The organism is Granulosicoccus antarcticus IMCC3135 (genome assembly GCF_002215215.1).
GTDB lineage: Bacteria > Pseudomonadota > Gammaproteobacteria > Granulosicoccales > Granulosicoccaceae > Granulosicoccus > Granulosicoccus antarcticus.
Map to the genome: position 1 here is coordinate 1,325,968 of NZ_CP018632.1, position 18,351 is coordinate 1,344,318.

The following is an 18,351-nucleotide window of genomic DNA, read 5'->3' on the forward strand; positions in this document are numbered from 1 at the left end:
GCAAGGAAATCCAATCACGAAGACACGAAAGCATTATAATTTTGACTTATGAAGCATCTGCCTGAGCTCCGAACTGTCCAGTGTTTTGCAGCCGTCGTTCGCGAAGGCAATGTGACCCGTGCGGCCGAAAAACTGCATCTGAGCCAACCTGCCGTGACTCAGCAACTCAAGAACCTGTCAGAGAGAAGTGGCCTGACATTGTTCACCCGTACCTCAAAGGGGCTGCAGCTTACGCCCGATGGCGCCATTCTGGCGCACAAAGCCGAGCAATTGCTGGCAATGCTCGATGAGTTTCGGCAAACTGCCCGGGACTTGGCTGGACAGGTTCGAGGCAGTTTGCGGATCGGTACGATACTCGACCCGGATTTCATACGGTTAGGTGCATTTTTCAACACTCTGGTGCGCAGAACACCGTCAATACGAGCTGAACTCACCCATGGCATGAGCGGTGATGTGCCGGCCAGAATCCTGCGTGATGAACTGGATGCCGGCTTCTATCTGGGTGATGTCAATGCTGCTACACATAGCCCAAGCGTTGGGCGCGATGACGATGAAGCGCTGTTTCATCGAGTAGAGCTGGCATCGTTTCCTTACTGGGTGATTGCACCACCAGGATGGGAACATCGGATAGCAGGCCGCAATTGGGATGAACTAGCAGCCTTGCCCTGGATCGGTACGCCGCCAGCATCGGTGCATGCTCGTCTGCTTGAGCCGGTTTTCCGGCAGTTCGGAGTCACTCAAAACATTATTACTGTCGTTGATCAGGAGCCTTCGATGCTGGCCATGGTGCGATCCGGAGTCGGGCTGAGCCTGTGTCGTGATTCCATTGCACTGAACGAAAGGCAGACTCGAGGCATGGTAATCTCGGATACGGTCGAGATATGGACAACACTGGATTTCATTTGTCTCACTGCTCGCCGACAGGATCCGGTAATCAGAACTGCTTGCGATATTCTGCTTCAGGTCTGGGAGTAGTCAGTCTCATCGACGTGGTTTGATGGCTGAATTGCCAATGTAACTGTCAGTTGCGTACCTTGTTGGCAGGCTGAAAACCACAATGCCGCTGCACAAGCAAAATAATGGAAAACATATCGTGAATACTATTGCTGATTGGAGTGACTGCGCGGCCACGCTGGTAGATGTTGCTACCGGGCGCAAGCCTGCTGATACTGTCGTGCGTAACGGCCGTTGGGTTAATGTGCATTCTGGGGAAATCATTCCGAACACGGACATTGCCATCAGTTGTGGCCGCTTTGCCTATGTCGGTCCGGATGCCAGCCATGCCATTGGTGAGGATACCGTTGTCATCGAGGCTAATGACCGGTATCTGGTGCCAGGACTGTGTGACGCTCATATGCATGTAGAGAGCGGCATGGTTACCGTGACGGAATTTGCACGTGCCGTCATTCCGCACGGCACAACATCGATGTTCATCGATCCACACGAAATCGGTAATGTGCTGGGGCTGGAAGGTGTGCGATTAATGCACGATGAGGCCATGACACAGCCAGTCAATGTCTTTGTGCAGATGCCTAGCTGTGTACCTTCGGCACCAGGACTGGAGCATGCCGGCGCTGAGCTGGGGATCGATGAGGTTGCTGCTGCGATGCAGTGGCCGAATATCGTCGGTCTGGGGGAGGTCATGAACTTTCCCGGCGTCTCCAATAATGATCCTAAAATGCTCGGCGTGATTGCTGCCACCATGAAGGCCGGCAAGACGATCGGTGGTCATTACGCCTCATCAGACCTTGGTTTGCCCTTTCACGGGTATGTGGCCGGCGGGCCGGCTGATGATCATGAAGGAACACAGCTTGAGGATGCGATTGCCCGCGTCCGGCAGGGCATGCGTTCCATGTTGCGCCTGGGCTCGGCCTGGTATGACGTGGCGCCGCAAATCAAGGCGGTGACAGAACATGGTCTGGATCCGCGTTATTTCATTCTGTGTACCGATGATTGTCACTCTGGCACTCTGATCAACGATGGACATATGAACCGGGTTGTCCGACATGCCATTGCGCAGGGACTCAAACCGATCACGGCCATTCAGATGGCAACACTCAATACGGCCGAACATTTTGGAATGGAGCGCGAGCTGGGTTCCATTACGCCGGGCCGCCGCGCTGACCTGATTATCTCTTCTGATTTGGTGCAGCTGCCCATTGAGCTGGTTGTTGCCCGGGGTGAGGTGCTGGCTGAGAACGGTGAGTTGACATGTGACATTCCAGCTGCCAGTTATCCGGATTCTGCCAAAAATACCGTCAAACTTGGCAAGACTCTGGAAGCCGATGATTTCATGATTTCAGCACCCGAGGGGGCCGGCAAGACGGTTGAAGCACGCGTCATTGGCGTCATCGAGAATCAGGCACCAACGCGTGCCTTACAGAAAACCTTAGCCGTCAGTGAGGGGCAGGTGCAGATGGATCTGACCAATGATGTGTGTCAGATCGCTCTGGTTGAGCGGCATCGGGCAACCGGTGAGGTGGTCAACGGTTTTGTATCCGGTTTTGGTTACAACACACCGTGTGCCATGGCCTCCACAGTTGCACATGATTCCCACCATATGATTGTGGTCGGTACCAACCAGGCAGACATGGCCCTGGCAGCCAATCGTCTGGGAGAAGTCGGTGGCGGTGTGACTCTTTTTGCAGACGGCAAGGAGCTGGCCATGGTGGAACTGAGTATCGCGGGCCTCATGTCCGAGGAGCGTGCCGAGATCGTTGCTGCCAAGGCACAGCAATTGGTGCAGGCGATGCTGGCGTGCGGCTGTAGTCTCAACAACGCTTATATGCAGCACTCTCTGTTGGCCCTGGTGGTCATACCTGAGCTGCGTATATCTGATGTAGGGCTGATTGATGTGACCACATTTTCACCCGTATCACTTTTTGTAGAAGATACTCACTGAATTGACCTGCCGGGAGCCTTTTCAACAATACAAGTAACTGTATAGTGACAGCATCAAAAATGGAGATGTTGCAATGTCAATACTGGAAGGTTTCTTCGGGCTGATCGGAGATCTGACCTGGGGGTGGGCGCTCGTCCCCCTGCTGGTCATATTCGGTTTGTTCATCACGGTGCTGACCGGATTCGCTCAGATCCGGTTCTTCAAGCGCATGTTCAGAGTGCTTTCCAATAGCAACCAGTCTGGCGATCCTAACGCTATATCGGCTCGCGAGGCGCTGCTGGTTTCTGTCGGTGGCAGAGTCGGCGGTGGCAATATTGCAGGGGTGGCAGTTGCCATCACACTGGGTGGGCCGGGAGCTGTATTCTGGATGTGGGCTATTGCCCTGGTCGGCATGGCAACCAGTCTGGTGGAATGTTCGCTGGCACAGTTGTACAAGACTCGCCAGGCCGATGGCAGCTTTCGTGGTGGACCGGCGCGCTCCATTCTGCACGGTTTGGGCCAGGAGTTCCGCTGGTTGGCTATCGTCTATGCGGTGTGCCTGTTGTTGGCTTTTGGTTTGGGTTTCAATGCCTTCCAGGGCAATACCGTCGCTGGTGCCATGCAAGACAGCTTCGGTCTGGACCGACTCTATACGGGTAGTTTTCTTGCGGTAGTGACAGGTCTGATTGTTTTTGGTGGTATGCGTCGTATCGCCAAGGTATCCGATGTCATCGTACCGGTAATGGCCATCAGCTACATCACGATGGCACTGGTTGTCATTATTCTGAACATCACCTCCTTGCCTGCTGTCATCGCATCGATCTTTTCCAACGCCTTCGGTTTCGAAGAAGCTGTCGGTGGCGGCATGGGCGCCGCTATTGCACAAGGCCTGCGTCGCGGTCTGTTTTCCAATGAAGCCGGTCTCGGTTCAGCACCGAACGTTGCAGCCACTGCCGATGTGCGACATCCCGTGAGTCAGGGCATCACACAATCGTTCTCTGTTTTCATCGACACTATCTTCATCTGTAGCTGTACAGCATTCATTATCCTGCTGGGTGATGTCTATGTGCCTGGTGCCGAAGGGGTCGATGGGATTGTGCTGACACAGCAATCACTGGTCGCTCATCTAGGGTCCTGGACGCAGTACTTTCTGTCGATCATGGTGTTGTTGTTTGCCTTCAGTTCCATCATCTACAACTACTATCTGGGTGAGAATGCCATGACGGTCATCACCAAGAACCCGATGGCTATCAATGTTCTGCGACTGGTCATCATCGGTATCGTTTTTCTGGGTGCGACAGCACCAGATGCGACCGCTGTATTCTTCTTCGCTGATCCGTTGATGGGTCTACTGGCGGTGGTGAATCTGATCGTTCTGATGATGCTGCTACCGACTTGTCTGCGTATCCTCAAGGATTTTCGCAAGCAACTGGATGCGGGTGTGGCACGACCCGTTCTGAATCCGGATGACTTCAGCGATCTTGATATTGATCGCACTGCATGGACTGGAAAGGTTCCAGACTAGAGTCCGGCAGCTAGTCATCAGTGAGAGGGATATCAGTTCAGATGAGCTGATATTCCCCTTGTCATTGAGACCTGTGCCGTGCTCCTGACGCACGGCACAGTCGTTCACTCACAATAATCACGATCTGGTCCGGATTCAGTTATTATTCTGCTCTCACCCCGCTCAAGGGTGCCGATATGAAGGCGGAAACGTAACGTGAACGATGACGAGCACCATTACCTTGTCATAGGCGGTGGCCAGATGGCAGATCACTGGTTTGCCTACCTCGGTATGCAGAATTTTTCCTGTTCCAGATGGGCACGCTCAACTCATGATGTGGCAACTCTTGTCTCGTTGCTGGATACAGCAGATCATGTTTTTCTGGCCATCTCCGATGATAGCCTCGAATCCTTTCATGACGAACACCTGAAGGATTATCACAACCCTGTCTACCATTTCAGCGGTTGTCATGTGTCCGGCAAAATGTACAGCTGCCATCCACTAATGACGTTCGGCAAAGCACTGTACGAGCCTGACATTTATCGAGGCATGACCCTGGTGCTTGAATCCGAGCACCTGCAGAGTGCAGGCTTGTTCAATCGATTTCCCAATACCATCGTCAGTATTCCCGCCGCCAGCAAGCCGCTGTATCACGCCTTGTGTGTGATGTCCTGCAACTTCCCCCAGATTATCTGGTCTCAAACGCTTGCACAGTTTGAAGAACTTGGCATTGCTGCGGACTCTGTGCAACCCTTGTTGCTGACAACTTTGCGAAATTCTATAAAGAACCCGCGTGGCAGTATTACTGGGCCGCTGGCCCGTAACGATAAATCGACCATGAAAAAGAACATCCAGTCGCTGAAGAGCGATTCGGAAAAAGAGCTGTACCGAAGTTTCATGAAGTTGATGGATTGTCAGGGAACGTAAAACAAACTCATTGAGATCGGTACCGGAACCGGACGGGTTTCGAACAATCATCATGTCCATTAACGTGAGCACCGAATTTGAAAATCACAGACTTCATCGAATACAAGCAGACAGGCAGAAAAATATCGATGCTGACCTGCTACGATTTCTGGACCGCAAAAATCGTGGACAATTCCTCGGTGGACTGTCTGCTGGTGGGGGACAGTCTGAGTATGGTCATGCATGGGCATGACAGTACTGTTACTGCAACCATGGAGATGATGGAGCTGCATACACAAGCGGTGTCACGAGGAGCTTCGTCAAAGTTCATTGTCGGCGATATGCCTTTTCTGAGTAATCGTGGCTCGCTGGACAAGAGTCTGGATAATGTTCTGAGATTGATGCGAGCGGGTGCCCATGCGATCAAGCTTGAAGGCGTCAAAGGCAATGAGGCTCTGATACAACATCTGGTGGAATCAGGAGTGCCGGTCATGGGGCATCTGGGCCTTATGCCACAGAGTGTCAACACCCTGGGTGGATACAAGGTTCAGGGCAAAAACCAGCAACAGGCAGATCAGATTACCGAACAGGCCTTGCTGGCTCAGGAGCTGGGGTGTTTTTCCATAGTGCTTGAATGTGTGCCGGAAACGTTGGGAAAATCGCTGAGCCAGGCCTTGCAGATTCCTGTCATAGGTATCGGGGCTGGTGTTGAAACCGATGGCCAGGTACTGGTCATGCAAGACATGCTGGGAACCTCTGAGCACAAGGCCAGATTTGTCAGAACGTACTGTAATTTGCAGGAAACTCTCACACAGGCGTTTGACCAGTTTGATAACGACGTCAAGGCGCAGCAATACCCGAACGCCGATGAAAGTTATCCATCATGAATATCCATGAGAGTGTGGCGCAATGGATGGCGGCAGCGGATGCCAGTGATCCCCGGACGCGTGGACTGGTTCCGACCATGGGTGCCCTGCACGAGGGGCATGGGGCGCTAATTGCTCAATGCGTGGAGGAGAGTCGACAAAGTGTCGTGACCATCTACGTCAATCCTACCCAGTTTGAAAATCCTGACGATCTGAGCAATTACCCGGATAGCCTGCAGGACGATATCCGCTATCTGGAAAGCCTGGGTGTTACGGATCTGGTCTTGCCGCAATACAAGGAACTGTACCCTTTTGATTTCACGATTTTTGTGGACGAGTCGCAGGATTCGATGGTGCTGTGTGGCAAGAACAGAACGGGACATTTCAAGGGCGTACTGTCTGTCGTCATGAAGCTTATCAACCTGACGCAGGCCAGGCGCGTGTATTTTGGCAAGAAGGATTTTCAGCAGTATCGTCTGGTCAGTAAAATGGTCGAAGCCTATTTCATGCCGACAATCATTATCGGGCATGAAACCGTTCGGGACGAATATGGCCTCGCCCTGAGTTCTCGCAACCGGCGTCTGAGTCCCTCTGAGCTCACTGTTGCCAGGCAGTTGAATGTGCTTTTGCAAGACAGAGCGCTGTCGAGCTCCGAGGTCTCAATACAACTCGACAAACTGGGTTTTCGCGTGGATTACTGTGAAGAACGCTGGGGCCGACGATTCGTTGCAGCCCATCTCGGAGCAGTCCGCCTGATCGATAATGTGGCGATGGCAGAGAGCACTCTCTAGCTTATCGTTGAACGCGTGAGGAGATCAATTACGCGACAGTAAAGCGAGTAGATCATCGCGCCACTGAATCCATGCCGCGGATTCGCTCGGCCATGTCGGACTCTGATCACCGTGGGCGACCGCCTCGCCGAGCGCCCTGGGTATCAGAGTTTTGATCAACGCATCGGCTTCTTCAGGATGACGTTGCCGGGCAAGATGGTAGAGCTCCGCATCTTGCAAGCCGCGATGCCAGGCTTTGAGTCGCATGGACGGGATAGGTCCCGGGGCTGCCGGGAATCCAATGCGCGGCAATTGATTGCCGGGATAGACCATGACACCGTTACCGACTCGATCATCGTCAGGTTTGTAGCTGGGTTGGGCGAAGGGCAGCTCATCATTGCCCAGATTGACCGCCCACATCAATTGACCCTGCAGGCCATATCGGGCACCGATCACACCCCAGCTACGCATGTCGGTACCTGGCAGGTTGATACTGTGTCCGCCCACGGCAGGATGACCACTGTGATAAAACCAGGCTTGTTCACCCAATGCCATACGCTGGGCCAGGAACTGAGTATTGGCAGCATGTGCATTGGGTGCCCAGAGGCGCACTCGATCTACCAGGGTGGTTTGCGGATCTTTCAGCCAGACAGTCGGATCGGAGTGACTGGTCCACATCAGATCGATTGCCGGTTGTTCGCGGCCATTGGCAGTTGTCCCCTTGTCAATGGCTTGCTGGATATGCTGCATGTCGCCATGGACTCGGGCAATGTATTGATGTCGCTCAGGTGCTGATTCTGCAAGTTTTGTCGGACCATCAACTTCATCGAAGGCATAGGCAAAGTATCGAGTGTCCTGCCAGCCATTGGTGTTGACCAGATCCGCCCAGACGTCAGCTCGCAGTGTATAGGCAGCGAGTTCCGCCTCGCTCATTGATTCTTCGACCGTGACATCATGTTCCTGTGTCCACGGTGTTCGCCAGATGCTGATGGGGGTGTTGGTCCCTGTGCCGACATAACCTTGCGCTTTGCTGAAGAGCTCGCCGCTGAGCGCTGGTTGATAGGCGGCCAGATAATCCTGCCAATCCTGAGGGCTTACCGGCTCATCTGGCGTTCGTTCGATAAAGACCATACGATGCTGATGGGCGAGTGTCTGGTAGCACTGTGCCATCTGTTGCCAGTTCTGCTGGCTGCGATCATCACCGACGCCTTCAAGCCGATAGGAGCGATAGATTTCGCCAATTGCATCGATACTTGTACGATGCGGTATCGTTGCATCAATCACTGACAGCAGTACGGGTAACTCAATGCTGACTGGCGAGTCCGACTCGGATGCCGGCGCATCGTCGAGCATATCTGTTACCTTGATTTTTATGAGGTGCTCGCCGGTGAGCGCATCATCGGGTATGTACATCTCAACCCAGACACTCTGATTCAGGCCTTTTGCAGGAAGACGAATGGCGTCGAAGAGTTCGGTATTATCGGTTCCGCATTGTTGTTGCCGGGGAATGAGTGCATCCGGATAATCTGCCGGATAGGGTAGTACCCGGGTTGCAGGTCCCCATCGATAGCCCGCATTCTTCACTCGCAGATAATGAGCCTGATACAGCGAAGCAGGAATGTCGCTGTCTGCGATGTCCACTGAAACCCGGTTCGTCGAGCCAAGGTCTTCACTGCGCAGTATCAGCTGAAACCCGATGGTTTCATTACGAGCCACTGTCCAGTGAAGGCGCTGGGGGCTGGAGCTGGCCAGATCGAAGCGCGGATGTTCCAACTGGCTGATGCCATCGCGGGTAATTCGTGCCATGTCGCTGGCAGCGCAGACAACCAGACCAGCAGGGCTGCTCAGACAACTATCGTCATAGACGGGGGCTGGTTTGTGTATCAGTCCCCAAGTGCACAATGCCAGGACCGGCAATGCCAATAAAAATTGCCGTGCTCGGCGGCCTGTCGTCGATACGATAAGTGGCATGCAGTTTTCAGTCGATTCTGGGTTATTGAGTAGCAGGTACCGTGCTTTATGGCCCGTGAGGGGGCGGGCGTTTCATCTCAAGATTATAGCGGCTCGGCCGTTAGTTCAATTTAAGTGAAATGTTGACAATTGCTATCGATGAACAACATTCCGCTGGTTGCGAAGCTGGCTGTTATTCCTGTCGTCCTGATTCTGGCACTGGCTGCAACCTGCCTTGCTGTGATTGATAATATCAATGCCTCGCGTGAGGATGGGTTGTTGATCGATATCGCCGGCCGGCAGCGCATGCTCAATCAGCGCTATATTAAAGAAGTGCTGGTTGCCGCCCGGGCAGAAGAGCCGGCACGGCAGCTTGCTATTGAAAAAAGCGAGCAGTCGATCGGATTGTTCCAAACGACTCTGAGCCTTATGACTGATGGCGGGGAGTTAGCTGTCAGCTCCACCGATGGCGTGACGATCATCCATACCCTGAGGCCACCAGTTTCGCAGAAACTGCAGTCTATCCTGGTTGCTAACCAACAGCTCATGCCATTGCTTTCTGACGAAGCCAGGAATCTACTGGATGCGCCTGCGGACAGCGTTGCCGCCAGCCATGAGTCCTTGCTGGATATCTCGGCACGCTTGCACATACAAGCCAGCCTGGTTGTGGACACTCTTGTAGCCTTGTCCAGAGATAAAGCCGATGACCTGATTCGAGTCTGCCTGTGGATCAGCGCCGTGGCGGCACTGGTCAGTCTGCTGATCAGTTGGCTGACCGGACTCAGCATAGCCGTGCCGGTCAATAGAATGCAGAAGGCTCTCAAGAGAATGGCATCAGGCGATTTGTCTCGTCCTTTGAATATGACGAGGAAGGATGAATTTGGCAGAATTTCAGCAGACCTTGATGCACTGTTAGAGGGGATCAGTGTCGCGTTAGGTAGTCGGCAGGTTCGGTGGGATGAAGTGGGTACCTTCTTTCGCGATCTGAGAACAGACTTGCAGCAAGTGCGCGCCATCATTACGCAGTCCCCCTCACCAATGATGCTGGTAAATAGTGCCGGGGAAATAACTTATGCCAACCCTGCTGCCGCCAGAGAGGCGGACCAATTACATGTGGCAGGCCATTTGCCGAAAGTTCTGGACCCTGCGAACTTTCTGTCGCAGGGCGGGCTTGCACTGGCGGAGTTGTTAGCCTGTTGCAAGGAACAAAGTCGGTTACCGTGCTCTCTGCGGGTAGACCTGGGTTCTGAGAAGTTCAATGTGAATCTGGAGCCGATTCATGACACCGACGCAGATTCAACAGAGGCCTTGCTTACGTGGCAGAACATTACCCACGATCTGGCTCGGGGAAAAGAGCTGACTCAAAGCAATGCGGCTGCGGTGCTGAGCGCGCAGAATCTGAGTGCTCTGGTAGATCAGATACGCCAGGTTGTGCAATCGGCGGCTAATGGCGATCTAAGCCAGAAAATCGATGCCATGGCGGATGAGTCACTCAATGCCATTGCCGCCACCATCAACGAATTTCTGGCATCGTTGAACAAGGATTTTGCAGCAATCAATGCCCATACCATTGAGTTGCTTGCCTGCTCTGTACAGTTGAAGAGAAGTGCTGTGCAGATTGAACGTAGCGCAGCCGATTCCAACGGGCACTGTGTCTCCGTGGCGCGGAGCACGGATGGTGTGAACAAACTGATGCGCAGTGCCGCAACAACGACTGAAGAGATGAATTCATCGATCAACGATATCTCTGGCAGTATGCTGGGTGCTGATAAAGTGGTGTTTGATGCAGTGACACTTGCACGAAGCACCAGCGATACCATGCAGAAACTCTATGCATCAAGCACGGATATCGGCAGCGTGTTGAAGACAATTACCACCATCGCCGAACAGACAAACCTACTGGCTCTGAATGCGACCATCGAAGCGGCGCGAGCCGGAGATGCAGGAAAGGGGTTTGCCGTCGTAGCCAATGAGGTCAAGGAGCTGGCCAAGCAGACGGCGCTGGCCACCGATGAAATCGGTAGTCGTATCATCAGTATTCAAACGGACAGTACCAGCGCTGTACAGGCGATAGCCAGCATCAATGAAATCGTTCATGAAATCAGTGAACACCAGACCTCGGTTGCTGCTGCCTTGTCGCAGCAGAATTCGGCCTCCATGGAAATGAGTCAGACGGTGCAACGCACCTCAGATACAAGCGACAGCATTCATCGTGACCTGCAGGAGCTTGTGGAAAAGTCAGATGAGTCGTACAAGGCTGCCAGTGATAGCCTGGCAGCAAGCGAAGCGGTCGACTCGCGCGCCAGGGCTCTGGGTGAGCTGTTGAGTCGCTATCAACTACGCACTAGTCTGAGCGCAGACAGATAGGGAGATCAGTTGTTTAAGCATGTTTATTGTGCTGTCCGCGTCGCTGACAGCACCGTGACGGTTAACGCAGAATCGAGAAGCTGATTTCTGGCCGCTTGCCCACGCGTGGGGACAGGTTGAGTATGCTGAAGGAGTTGAGGTTGACTTGACGATTGGCTTCCAGATCATCAAGTATCGAACGGGCGAATTGGTCAGCCCACTCAGGTAACTCACCGAACATGATGAATTGTGAGAACAGAATGGTCAGATCTTCGTCATCAGCGCGATCACCAAACCAGGCAAGGTATGCTTCGCTGAATAATTTGAATTCACTGATGTTGAGAATATGCGCTGCTTTCGAAATCGTGTGCATGAGGCGTGTCTCTCTGGCGATTGTTATCAGTCAAGCTCCAATGGTTGCCAGGGCAACCAAATATAAAAGACACAAGCAGACAGGCAGATATTCAATGGCACGCTACCTGTTACTCGTGACGGCAAAGCGAATAAGTCCTTTCAGACGACTACGGGCACAAATCGTTCGATATAAGAGGCTAACGGCAGCGTTGTGATAGCTCTTGTCTTAAAAGTAGCAGTTATGCAACGAATTGTGTATTCAGAGAGTAGCCAAGTTGGTCGAAAAACATTAAAAACTGTAAACGAACACAGTTTTCCGGTTGCTTGTGACGGTAGAAGACAACATCTTGTCCGTGACAGGCTTAAAAGTGCCTCAGGAACAGTGAACAGATGATCAGATCAAAAACCACCGTCGCCGTGCTAGTTCTTGGAAGCTGGTTGGCCAGTGCCTGTGCAATCAGCAACCCGGCTCCGCCGGCTGAAGGCGGCAGCGTCACCGATATCACGGTCGCACAGGCACGCGATGATGAGGGGTTGGCATTATCGGTTGATGCAGCCAGCAGTCCCTCTGTTGAGGCTGCTTCGATAGTACGGTGGGGCGGCACCATCACACGGGTGCTCAACCGGGCAGATAACACGACGCTGGTCGAAATCGTCTCACGTCCTCTCTACAGCGGCGGACGCCCTATTCATGACGATCGTTCGGATGGTCGATTTCTGGCCGAAATTGACGAATTCCTGGATCCGCAGATCGTTGAGGCAGGTCGTGACATGACCGTGTTGGGAGGGCTGTCCGAGCGGCGTGTCGGGAAAATAGGCGAGGCTGAGTATCTCTTTCCTGTCGTTGCTGTCCAGAGTTACAAATACTGGAAGGAAATGGTTGTCGTACCTGCCAGCCATTTTCCTCACTGGAATCGTTACCCATCCTACGGTCGTAATGACCCACTCTGGCGCGATTGGCCGTTCAACCCGGATAGTCATCCAAGTCGTCGCTAGCAGCGATAAGTTATGCTGAAGCTTGAAGCATGGATGCCCCAGTGATACCTGGCCCACATTGCTGTTATGGCGAGTGTTGATGAGTGTCAACCACTCAGGGTTCTCGTCGATACCAGAAAGAAGCTGGATTGCTTTGATCGATGGAGTCTATAAATGTTGAGTGCCCTGAAGAGAACAGGAGCATTAGCTGGTTTCATGGCGGGTCTGGCCCTCACCATTCCGGTCGCCTTGGCGGAGCGGGGGAGTGACTATCTTGTTGATGGTCTTACTCAGAATCGCATTTGGGATGGGGCGCAGTCAGTTAACGTCCTGACTCGTAGGTCTTTGAGTTGCTCGCAACCTGACGCCAGTGCTCTGCAGGCAATCGTACCCGTATCGACCGATAACGGTAGCCATGCTTCGGGTGTGGTCTACGACATCAACCGGGTGTTGACCGCCGCGCATGCGGTTCAGGGTGACGGCCGGTTCTTTGTACGTATCGGCGATGCGTTCAGCGTTGCAGAGTTGCTGATGGTTGATCATGTGAACGATCTGGCTGTCCTGGCAGTAGACACAGCATCGATCGTACCCTTGCATATTTCAGGGTTTGATGCTGCCAAATCCCAGCCGGTATGGGCTGTAGGCTATCCGCGAGCACAGGCCATGATGACCTCAAGTGGCGTTGTTCAGGATAACCATGAAGGTGCTCTGTATGCCAGCGCCTCCATTGACCTGGGACAGTCCGGAGGTGGTTTGCTCAGTTGCCAGAATGGTGCCTGGGAAATACTGGGTATGCTACGTGGCTATGGCACCTACCTGCAGGGCGATCAATACGTCAAGCTGACAAACCACTCAGTCTCGGTGGCGGCTGCGACCATTAACGAATTCCTGCGCGGTTATCGTTAGAACTCTTGAACTTTGTGGCTGCAGCTTCAGCCTGAGAGACAGCTTGCTCTCATCAGAGCCAGATCGTGTCGTTCCGACTCGCTAGCAAGCCGTTTACAGATCATCTTTCTCTCAGGCAAATGCGTAAAGTGTGCCATCGCCTGTTGGATCAAGAGAACTCATTCTGTATGGCTATTAGCGTTTTCGACCTGTTCAAGAGTGGTATCGGCCCTTCCAGTTCGCATACGGTGGGACCCATGATTGCGGCCCGTCGGTTTGTCATGGCACTGGCAGAAGATGATCTGACCTCACAGGTTGCTCGCTGCAAGGTGGAGCTGTACGGTTCTCTGGGGGCAACAGGCAAGGGGCATGGCAGTGACACTGCTGTATTGCTGGGACTGGAAGGTGAGCACCCGACCAGTATTGTTGTTGAGACAATAGCCGGACGCCTCGAAGGCATTCGTCAGGCACGACAACTAACGTTGCCGGGAGCTCATGTCATCGTATTTGATGAGAAGCGGGATCTGGTCATGCATAAAAGGCGTGCCTTGCCTTTTCATCCCAATGCCATGCAGTTTATAGCGACGGATTCGGCAGGCTCGGTCCTCTCGCAGCGCATCTATTATTCGGTGGGAGGTGGTTTCGTACTGGATGACACGGCCGCTGAAGGCGAGCCTGTGGTGAAGGCTGACGAGACGCCAGTACGGTATCCGTTCACAACCGGTGATCGACTACTGGAGTTGTGTGCAGAGCACGATATGAGCATCTGTGAAATCATGATGCAAAATGAGCTCAGCTGGCGCACCGAGGCAGAGGTACGCGAAGAGTTGCTTGCCCTGTGGGAGGTAATGCAGGATTGTGTAAAAAGAGGATGTCAGGTGCACGGCATATTGCCTGGCGGCTTGAAGGTGAAGCGACGGGCAGCCGAGCTTTACGAAAAACTCAGCCTGCATCCGGAAGCGGCAATGCGTGATCCGCTCACGGTCATGGACTGGGTCAATCTGTATGCCCTGGCCGTGAATGAAGAAAATGCGGCCGGTGGCCGAGTGGTTACCGCGCCCACCAATGGTGCCGCGGGAATCATTCCGGCGGTATTACATTATTACCATCGTTTTGTGTCCGGTGCTTCTGAAAAGGGCATTGTGGATTTTTTGCTGACAGCGGGCGCCATCGGCATCCTGTACAAGGAAAATGCCTCCATATCCGGAGCCGAGGTTGGTTGCCAGGGTGAGGTGGGTTCAGCCTGTTCGATGGCGGCTGGTGCACTGGCTGCCGTTCAGGGCGGTACGCCGGAACAGGTGGAGAATGCCGCCGAGATCGGCATGGAGCATAATCTGGGTCTGACCTGTGATCCGGTGGGAGGTCTGGTTCAGGTGCCCTGCATCGAACGAAATGCAATGGGGTCAATCAAGGCTATCAATGCGGCGAGAATTGCTTTGCGAGGTGATGGCAAGCATTTTGTTTCGCTGGACAAGGTAATCAAGACCATGCGCGAAACCGGTGCTGACATGAAAACAAAATACAAGGAAACTGCACGCGGTGGACTTGCCATAAATGTGATAGAAGTGCCCGTTAGTTTTCCTGATTGCTGAGTATTTTTCAAACGATGAATTCACTAGCCATTGCACTACACGGCCTGGCCGCCGCTATATGGGTGGGCGGAATGTTTTTCGCCTATGTTGTTTTACGTCCAAGCGTTGCGCTGATGGAGCCTCATCGTCGCCTGACCTTATGGGCCGGTGCGTTTAAACGCTTCTTCCCCTGGGTCTGGATGTCTGTGGTGATTCTGCCTGTCACCGGATACGGACTGGTATTCGGCGTTTTCGGCGGTTTTGCCACCAGCCCGGTCTATGTGCATATCATGCACTTACTCGGACTGCTCATGATCGCGCTGTTTGTCTATATGTACTACCGGCCCTATGCGCTCTTCAAGCAAACCGTTGAGGCTGAAGACTGGCAGGCTGCAGGAGCCGCGTTGAATCGGGTTCGGCACGTTGTTCTTGTCAACCTGGTCATGGGACTGATCTTGCTGGCGCTGGTCTATGCCGGACGTTACGGATTGTTCTGAATCCGATTCAATAGGTGGCCGGTGCCCGGGCTGAATGCCCGGTACCGGCCGTCTAGTTCAATCTCGTAATAACTCAGAATTCAGAGCCTTCAAGCGCTTTTGAGTTGTGCCTGATTGATCCAGGCCAGCACTGTGTCGGCATCGGATGTTTCAAACGGATCATTACCGGCATTGTCACCAAACTCAGGTTCGATGAACATCTCCTCGATCTGGCCGTCGTTGACAACCATGGCATAGCGCCATGAGCGAGGACCGAATCCCAGGTTCTCCTTTTTGACCAGCATTCCCATCTTGCGTGTGAATTCGGCATTGCCATCGGGCAGCATGCGGACTTTTTCGATGCCCTGAGCCTTGCCCCACTGGTACATGACGAATGCATCATTGACTGAGAGGCAGATGATCTCATCGACACCCGCGCTCATGAACTCACCGTACAGCTCTTCATAACGTGGCAAATGGGTGGAAGAGCAGGTCGGTGTAAATGCGCCTGGAAGAGCAAAGAGTACGATTCGCTTGCCACTGAACAGCTCGTTTGTGGTGACGTCCTGCCACTTGAACGGGTTATCTCCCTCCAGCGCCTCATCACGTACTCGAGTCTTGAAAGTGACGTTGGGGACTTGACGTAGGAAACTCATGATTGGCTTTCTCTCTCTTAATACTGACAGTAAATGTATTTGATCCCTGGTTGAACGATACGGTGTCATCGGTAGCTGGTCTGCCACCTCATGGAAAATCAGTTGTGACTGTTCGCAGTCGAGCAGTTTGGATGACGCAGAGCGTCGGTGGACAGCTCCACCAAGGGGGCGTAGCACTGATCTGCGGGTGAGAGCCTTTAAATCTTGTTTGCTGCGGATCGGGGCAGACTAGAGTGTTACTTTGGAGCCTGAGCTTGCCGTTGGCACTCGCTTTCCTCTGGGAGTGACCTACACTTTGTTCGCCTGGAACTCGAAAGAGGTCCAGCAGATACGCTTGGTTCATCGACATTTCACCAGCCGACAGGCCGCTCTTGACTAAATCGGAGCTGCTGGAGGAGTTGCTGGCGCTGTATAACTGTTAAATGTGATGAATATCGTGCTTGAGCGGCAGTATTTCAGTTTCGTTTAAGCATCGTTAGGTAATGTTCGATCTGACCGTAGCTGTTCAGGGCTGCGGCCTTTCTGTGCTTGTGCTGATGGCATGAGCCCAAAGGAGTCGAACAGGTGTCTGCATTGGCAAGAAAATTCATTCTGCCCACTGCATCCGCGGCCTTGCCAGGTCGGGCGGAGGCCGTTACGGTTGCGCCTGTCAATGTCGTGACCGGCAACCCGATGAGCGCTCCTTATCCTGCCAACATGCAGCAATGCAGTTTCGGCATGGGTTGTTTCTGGGGCGTAGAGCCACTGTTCTTCAACTTGCCGGGTGTTTACACAACGGCGGCTGGTTTTACCGGTGGCCTGACACCCAACCCCAGATACGAAGAGGTTTGTTCCGGCGGAACAGGTCACAGTGAGGTCGTATTTGTAGTCTACGATCCAGCCAGAATCAGCTTCGGACAATTACTTGATCTCTTCTGGGAATCGCACAATCCGAGGCAGGGAATGAGGCAGGGGGCCGATCTGGGCACTCAATTTCGTTCTGGTATCTACGCCTCCACTGATGCGCAGTTGCGGCAGGCACAAGCCAGCCAGATGGCGCATCAGCGATCCATTTCCTCACGCGGTCTGGGTCCCATTACGACTGAAATCATGATCGCTCCAACATTCTATTTTGCTGAAAATCATCATCAGCAATATTTGCACAAGAATCCGGATGGCTATTGCAGTCAGCAGGGCACAGACACGAGCTGTATCTGGACTGTACCGACACACAAGAGTCAGCCCGAGGCACGCGTTTAGGTCATGAAATTCGACTCACCTTATATCGTACCGTCCGATGGCCATTATTCCATCGCCGACGCCTCAACCAAGCCGCTCGAGAAAGCTTCCGACAAGAAGGCTCTCGAGGAGGAGCTAGCCCAGTGCGTCGCCGGTATCAGCGAGCTGCAGCGCAAGCTGTACGCTGATGATCGCTTCTCGTTGCTGTTGGTCTTCCAGGCTATGGATGCCGCGGGCAAAGACGGCACAATCCGCGCCGTCATGAGTGGCGTGAATCCAGCGGGTTGTCAGGTCTCCTCGTTCAAGAGTCCTTCAGATGAAGAGCTTGAGCATGACTGGTTGTGGCGTACCGCTAAAAGGCTTCCCGAACGTGGCCGTATTGGCATTTTCAACCGCAGCTATTACGAAGAAGTGCTCGCAGTGAAGGTACACCCTGAGTTTCTTGCCAGTCAGCGGTTACCCCGTCATGAGCACAAGAAATTCTGGGATGAACGCTACGAATCCATCCGTGACCATGAAAAGCATTTGACTCGAAATGGCACGGTTGTATTGAAGTTTTGGCTGAATGTGTCGAAGGATGAACAGAAGAAACGATTTCTGAAACGTCTGACGACCCCCGAGAAGTACTGGAAATTTTCAAAAAGTGATCTGACGTCCCGTGAGCGTTGGGATGAGTACATGCAGGCTTATGAAAAGCTGTTGAATGAAACCTCAACCAAAGATGCACCCTGGTTTGCCATACCGGCAGATAACAAGCGGTACATGCGACTGCAGGTGGCTCGGATCATTGAACAGACGCTGGAATCACTGCCACTGCGTTATCCGCAGAAAAGCGCTGATGAAATCGCCTTGTTTGAAGAGCACATCGCCCGTTTGAACGGTGAGACGGACTAGAGCTGGCATGTTGATAAAATATGATGCCAGGGTGGTCGAAGTCTTGCGTAGTAACGTTTATCACGCGAAAGCGTGGTGTGAGAGCAAAGGGACTGACTA

Annotated in this window: 16 protein-coding genes; 13 read left to right on the top strand and 3 right to left on the bottom strand. The window is 53.2% G+C overall.

Going from position 1 to position 18,351, the window contains the following annotated elements:
• Positions 1-48 precede the first annotated feature (48 nt).
• From IMCC3135_RS05670 to IMCC3135_RS05695, 6 genes are all read left to right on the top strand, one after another.
• Positions 49-975 carry a LysR family transcriptional regulator gene (locus tag IMCC3135_RS05670; protein ID WP_088916719.1) on the top strand — a complete coding sequence of 309 codons (927 nt, stop codon included), beginning with the start codon at positions 49-51 and terminating at the stop codon, positions 973-975.
• Between the two features lie 118 nt (positions 976-1,093).
• A complete protein-coding gene (ade, locus tag IMCC3135_RS05675) occupies positions 1,094-2,902 on the top strand; it encodes an adenine deaminase (protein ID WP_205737924.1) in 1,809 nt (602 codons plus the stop codon).
• 73 nt (positions 2,903-2,975) lie between these two features.
• Positions 2,976-4,406, top strand: a complete 1,431-nt coding sequence (locus IMCC3135_RS05680) for an alanine/glycine:cation symporter family protein (protein WP_088916721.1) — start codon at positions 2,976-2,978, stop codon at positions 4,404-4,406.
• Positions 4,407-4,601: 195 nt separating this feature from the next.
• Complete coding sequence (locus IMCC3135_RS05685; protein WP_088916722.1) at positions 4,602-5,312, top strand: Rossmann-like and DUF2520 domain-containing protein; 711 nt, start codon at positions 4,602-4,604, stop codon at positions 5,310-5,312.
• Positions 5,313-5,389: 77 nt separating this feature from the next.
• Positions 5,390-6,178 carry a 3-methyl-2-oxobutanoate hydroxymethyltransferase gene (panB, locus tag IMCC3135_RS05690; protein WP_088916723.1) on the top strand — a complete coding sequence of 263 codons (789 nt, stop codon included), beginning with the start codon at positions 5,390-5,392 and terminating at the stop codon, positions 6,176-6,178.
• Positions 6,175-6,948 (top strand): 4-phosphopantoate--beta-alanine ligase, encoded by a 774-nt coding sequence (locus IMCC3135_RS05695; protein WP_088916724.1) that lies wholly within the window; start codon positions 6,175-6,177, stop codon positions 6,946-6,948. The genes panB and IMCC3135_RS05695 overlap by 4 nt, the downstream gene beginning before the upstream one ends.
• A 24-nt stretch (positions 6,949-6,972) precedes the next feature.
• Here IMCC3135_RS05695 and IMCC3135_RS05700 read toward each other — a convergent pair whose 3' ends face one another.
• Positions 6,973-8,733, bottom strand: a complete 1,761-nt coding sequence (locus IMCC3135_RS05700; RefSeq protein WP_418251417.1) for a DUF4091 domain-containing protein — start codon at positions 8,731-8,733, stop codon at positions 6,973-6,975.
• A 303-nt stretch (positions 8,734-9,036) separates the two neighbouring features.
• Between IMCC3135_RS05700 and IMCC3135_RS05705 the strand changes: the two genes are divergently transcribed.
• The gene (locus tag IMCC3135_RS05705) at positions 9,037-11,244 is read left to right on the top strand and encodes a methyl-accepting chemotaxis protein (protein WP_088916726.1); all 2,208 of its coding nucleotides are present in this window, start codon (positions 9,037-9,039) and stop codon (positions 11,242-11,244) included.
• 61 nt (positions 11,245-11,305) lie between these two features.
• On the opposite strand, the gene IMCC3135_RS05710 is transcribed toward IMCC3135_RS05705, so the two are convergent.
• Complete coding sequence (locus IMCC3135_RS05710; RefSeq protein WP_088916727.1) at positions 11,306-11,596, bottom strand: hypothetical protein; 291 nt, start codon at positions 11,594-11,596, stop codon at positions 11,306-11,308.
• Between the two features lie 371 nt (positions 11,597-11,967).
• Between IMCC3135_RS05710 and IMCC3135_RS05715 the strand changes: the two genes are divergently transcribed.
• The 4 genes from IMCC3135_RS05715 to IMCC3135_RS05730 all read left to right on the top strand — a co-directional run bounded on the left by IMCC3135_RS05715 (position 11,968) and on the right by IMCC3135_RS05730 (position 15,505).
• Positions 11,968-12,573 (top strand): Slp family lipoprotein, encoded by a 606-nt coding sequence (locus IMCC3135_RS05715; protein ID WP_088916728.1) that lies wholly within the window; start codon positions 11,968-11,970, stop codon positions 12,571-12,573.
• Between the two features lie 153 nt (positions 12,574-12,726).
• A complete protein-coding gene (locus IMCC3135_RS05720; protein WP_088916729.1) occupies positions 12,727-13,458 on the top strand; it encodes a S1 family peptidase in 732 nt (243 codons plus the stop codon).
• 167 nt (positions 13,459-13,625) lie between these two features.
• The gene (locus IMCC3135_RS05725; RefSeq protein WP_088921699.1) at positions 13,626-15,029 is read left to right on the top strand and encodes an L-serine ammonia-lyase; all 1,404 of its coding nucleotides are present in this window, start codon (positions 13,626-13,628) and stop codon (positions 15,027-15,029) included.
• 14 nt (positions 15,030-15,043) lie between these two features.
• Complete coding sequence (locus tag IMCC3135_RS05730; RefSeq protein ID WP_088916730.1) at positions 15,044-15,505, top strand: CopD family protein; 462 nt, start codon at positions 15,044-15,046, stop codon at positions 15,503-15,505.
• Positions 15,506-15,594: 89 nt separating this feature from the next.
• Here IMCC3135_RS05730 and IMCC3135_RS05735 read toward each other — a convergent pair whose 3' ends face one another.
• Complete coding sequence (locus tag IMCC3135_RS05735) at positions 15,595-16,140, bottom strand: peroxiredoxin (protein WP_088916731.1); 546 nt, start codon at positions 16,138-16,140, stop codon at positions 15,595-15,597.
• A 564-nt stretch (positions 16,141-16,704) separates the two neighbouring features.
• Here IMCC3135_RS05735 and msrA point away from each other — a divergent pair.
• Positions 16,705-17,379 (top strand): peptide-methionine (S)-S-oxide reductase MsrA, encoded by a 675-nt coding sequence (msrA, locus tag IMCC3135_RS05740; RefSeq protein WP_088916732.1) that lies wholly within the window; start codon positions 16,705-16,707, stop codon positions 17,377-17,379.
• Positions 17,380-17,382: 3 nt separating this feature from the next.
• A complete protein-coding gene (locus IMCC3135_RS05745) occupies positions 17,383-18,252 on the top strand; it encodes a PPK2 family polyphosphate kinase (RefSeq protein WP_088916733.1) in 870 nt (289 codons plus the stop codon).
• Positions 18,253-18,351 lie beyond the last annotated feature (99 nt).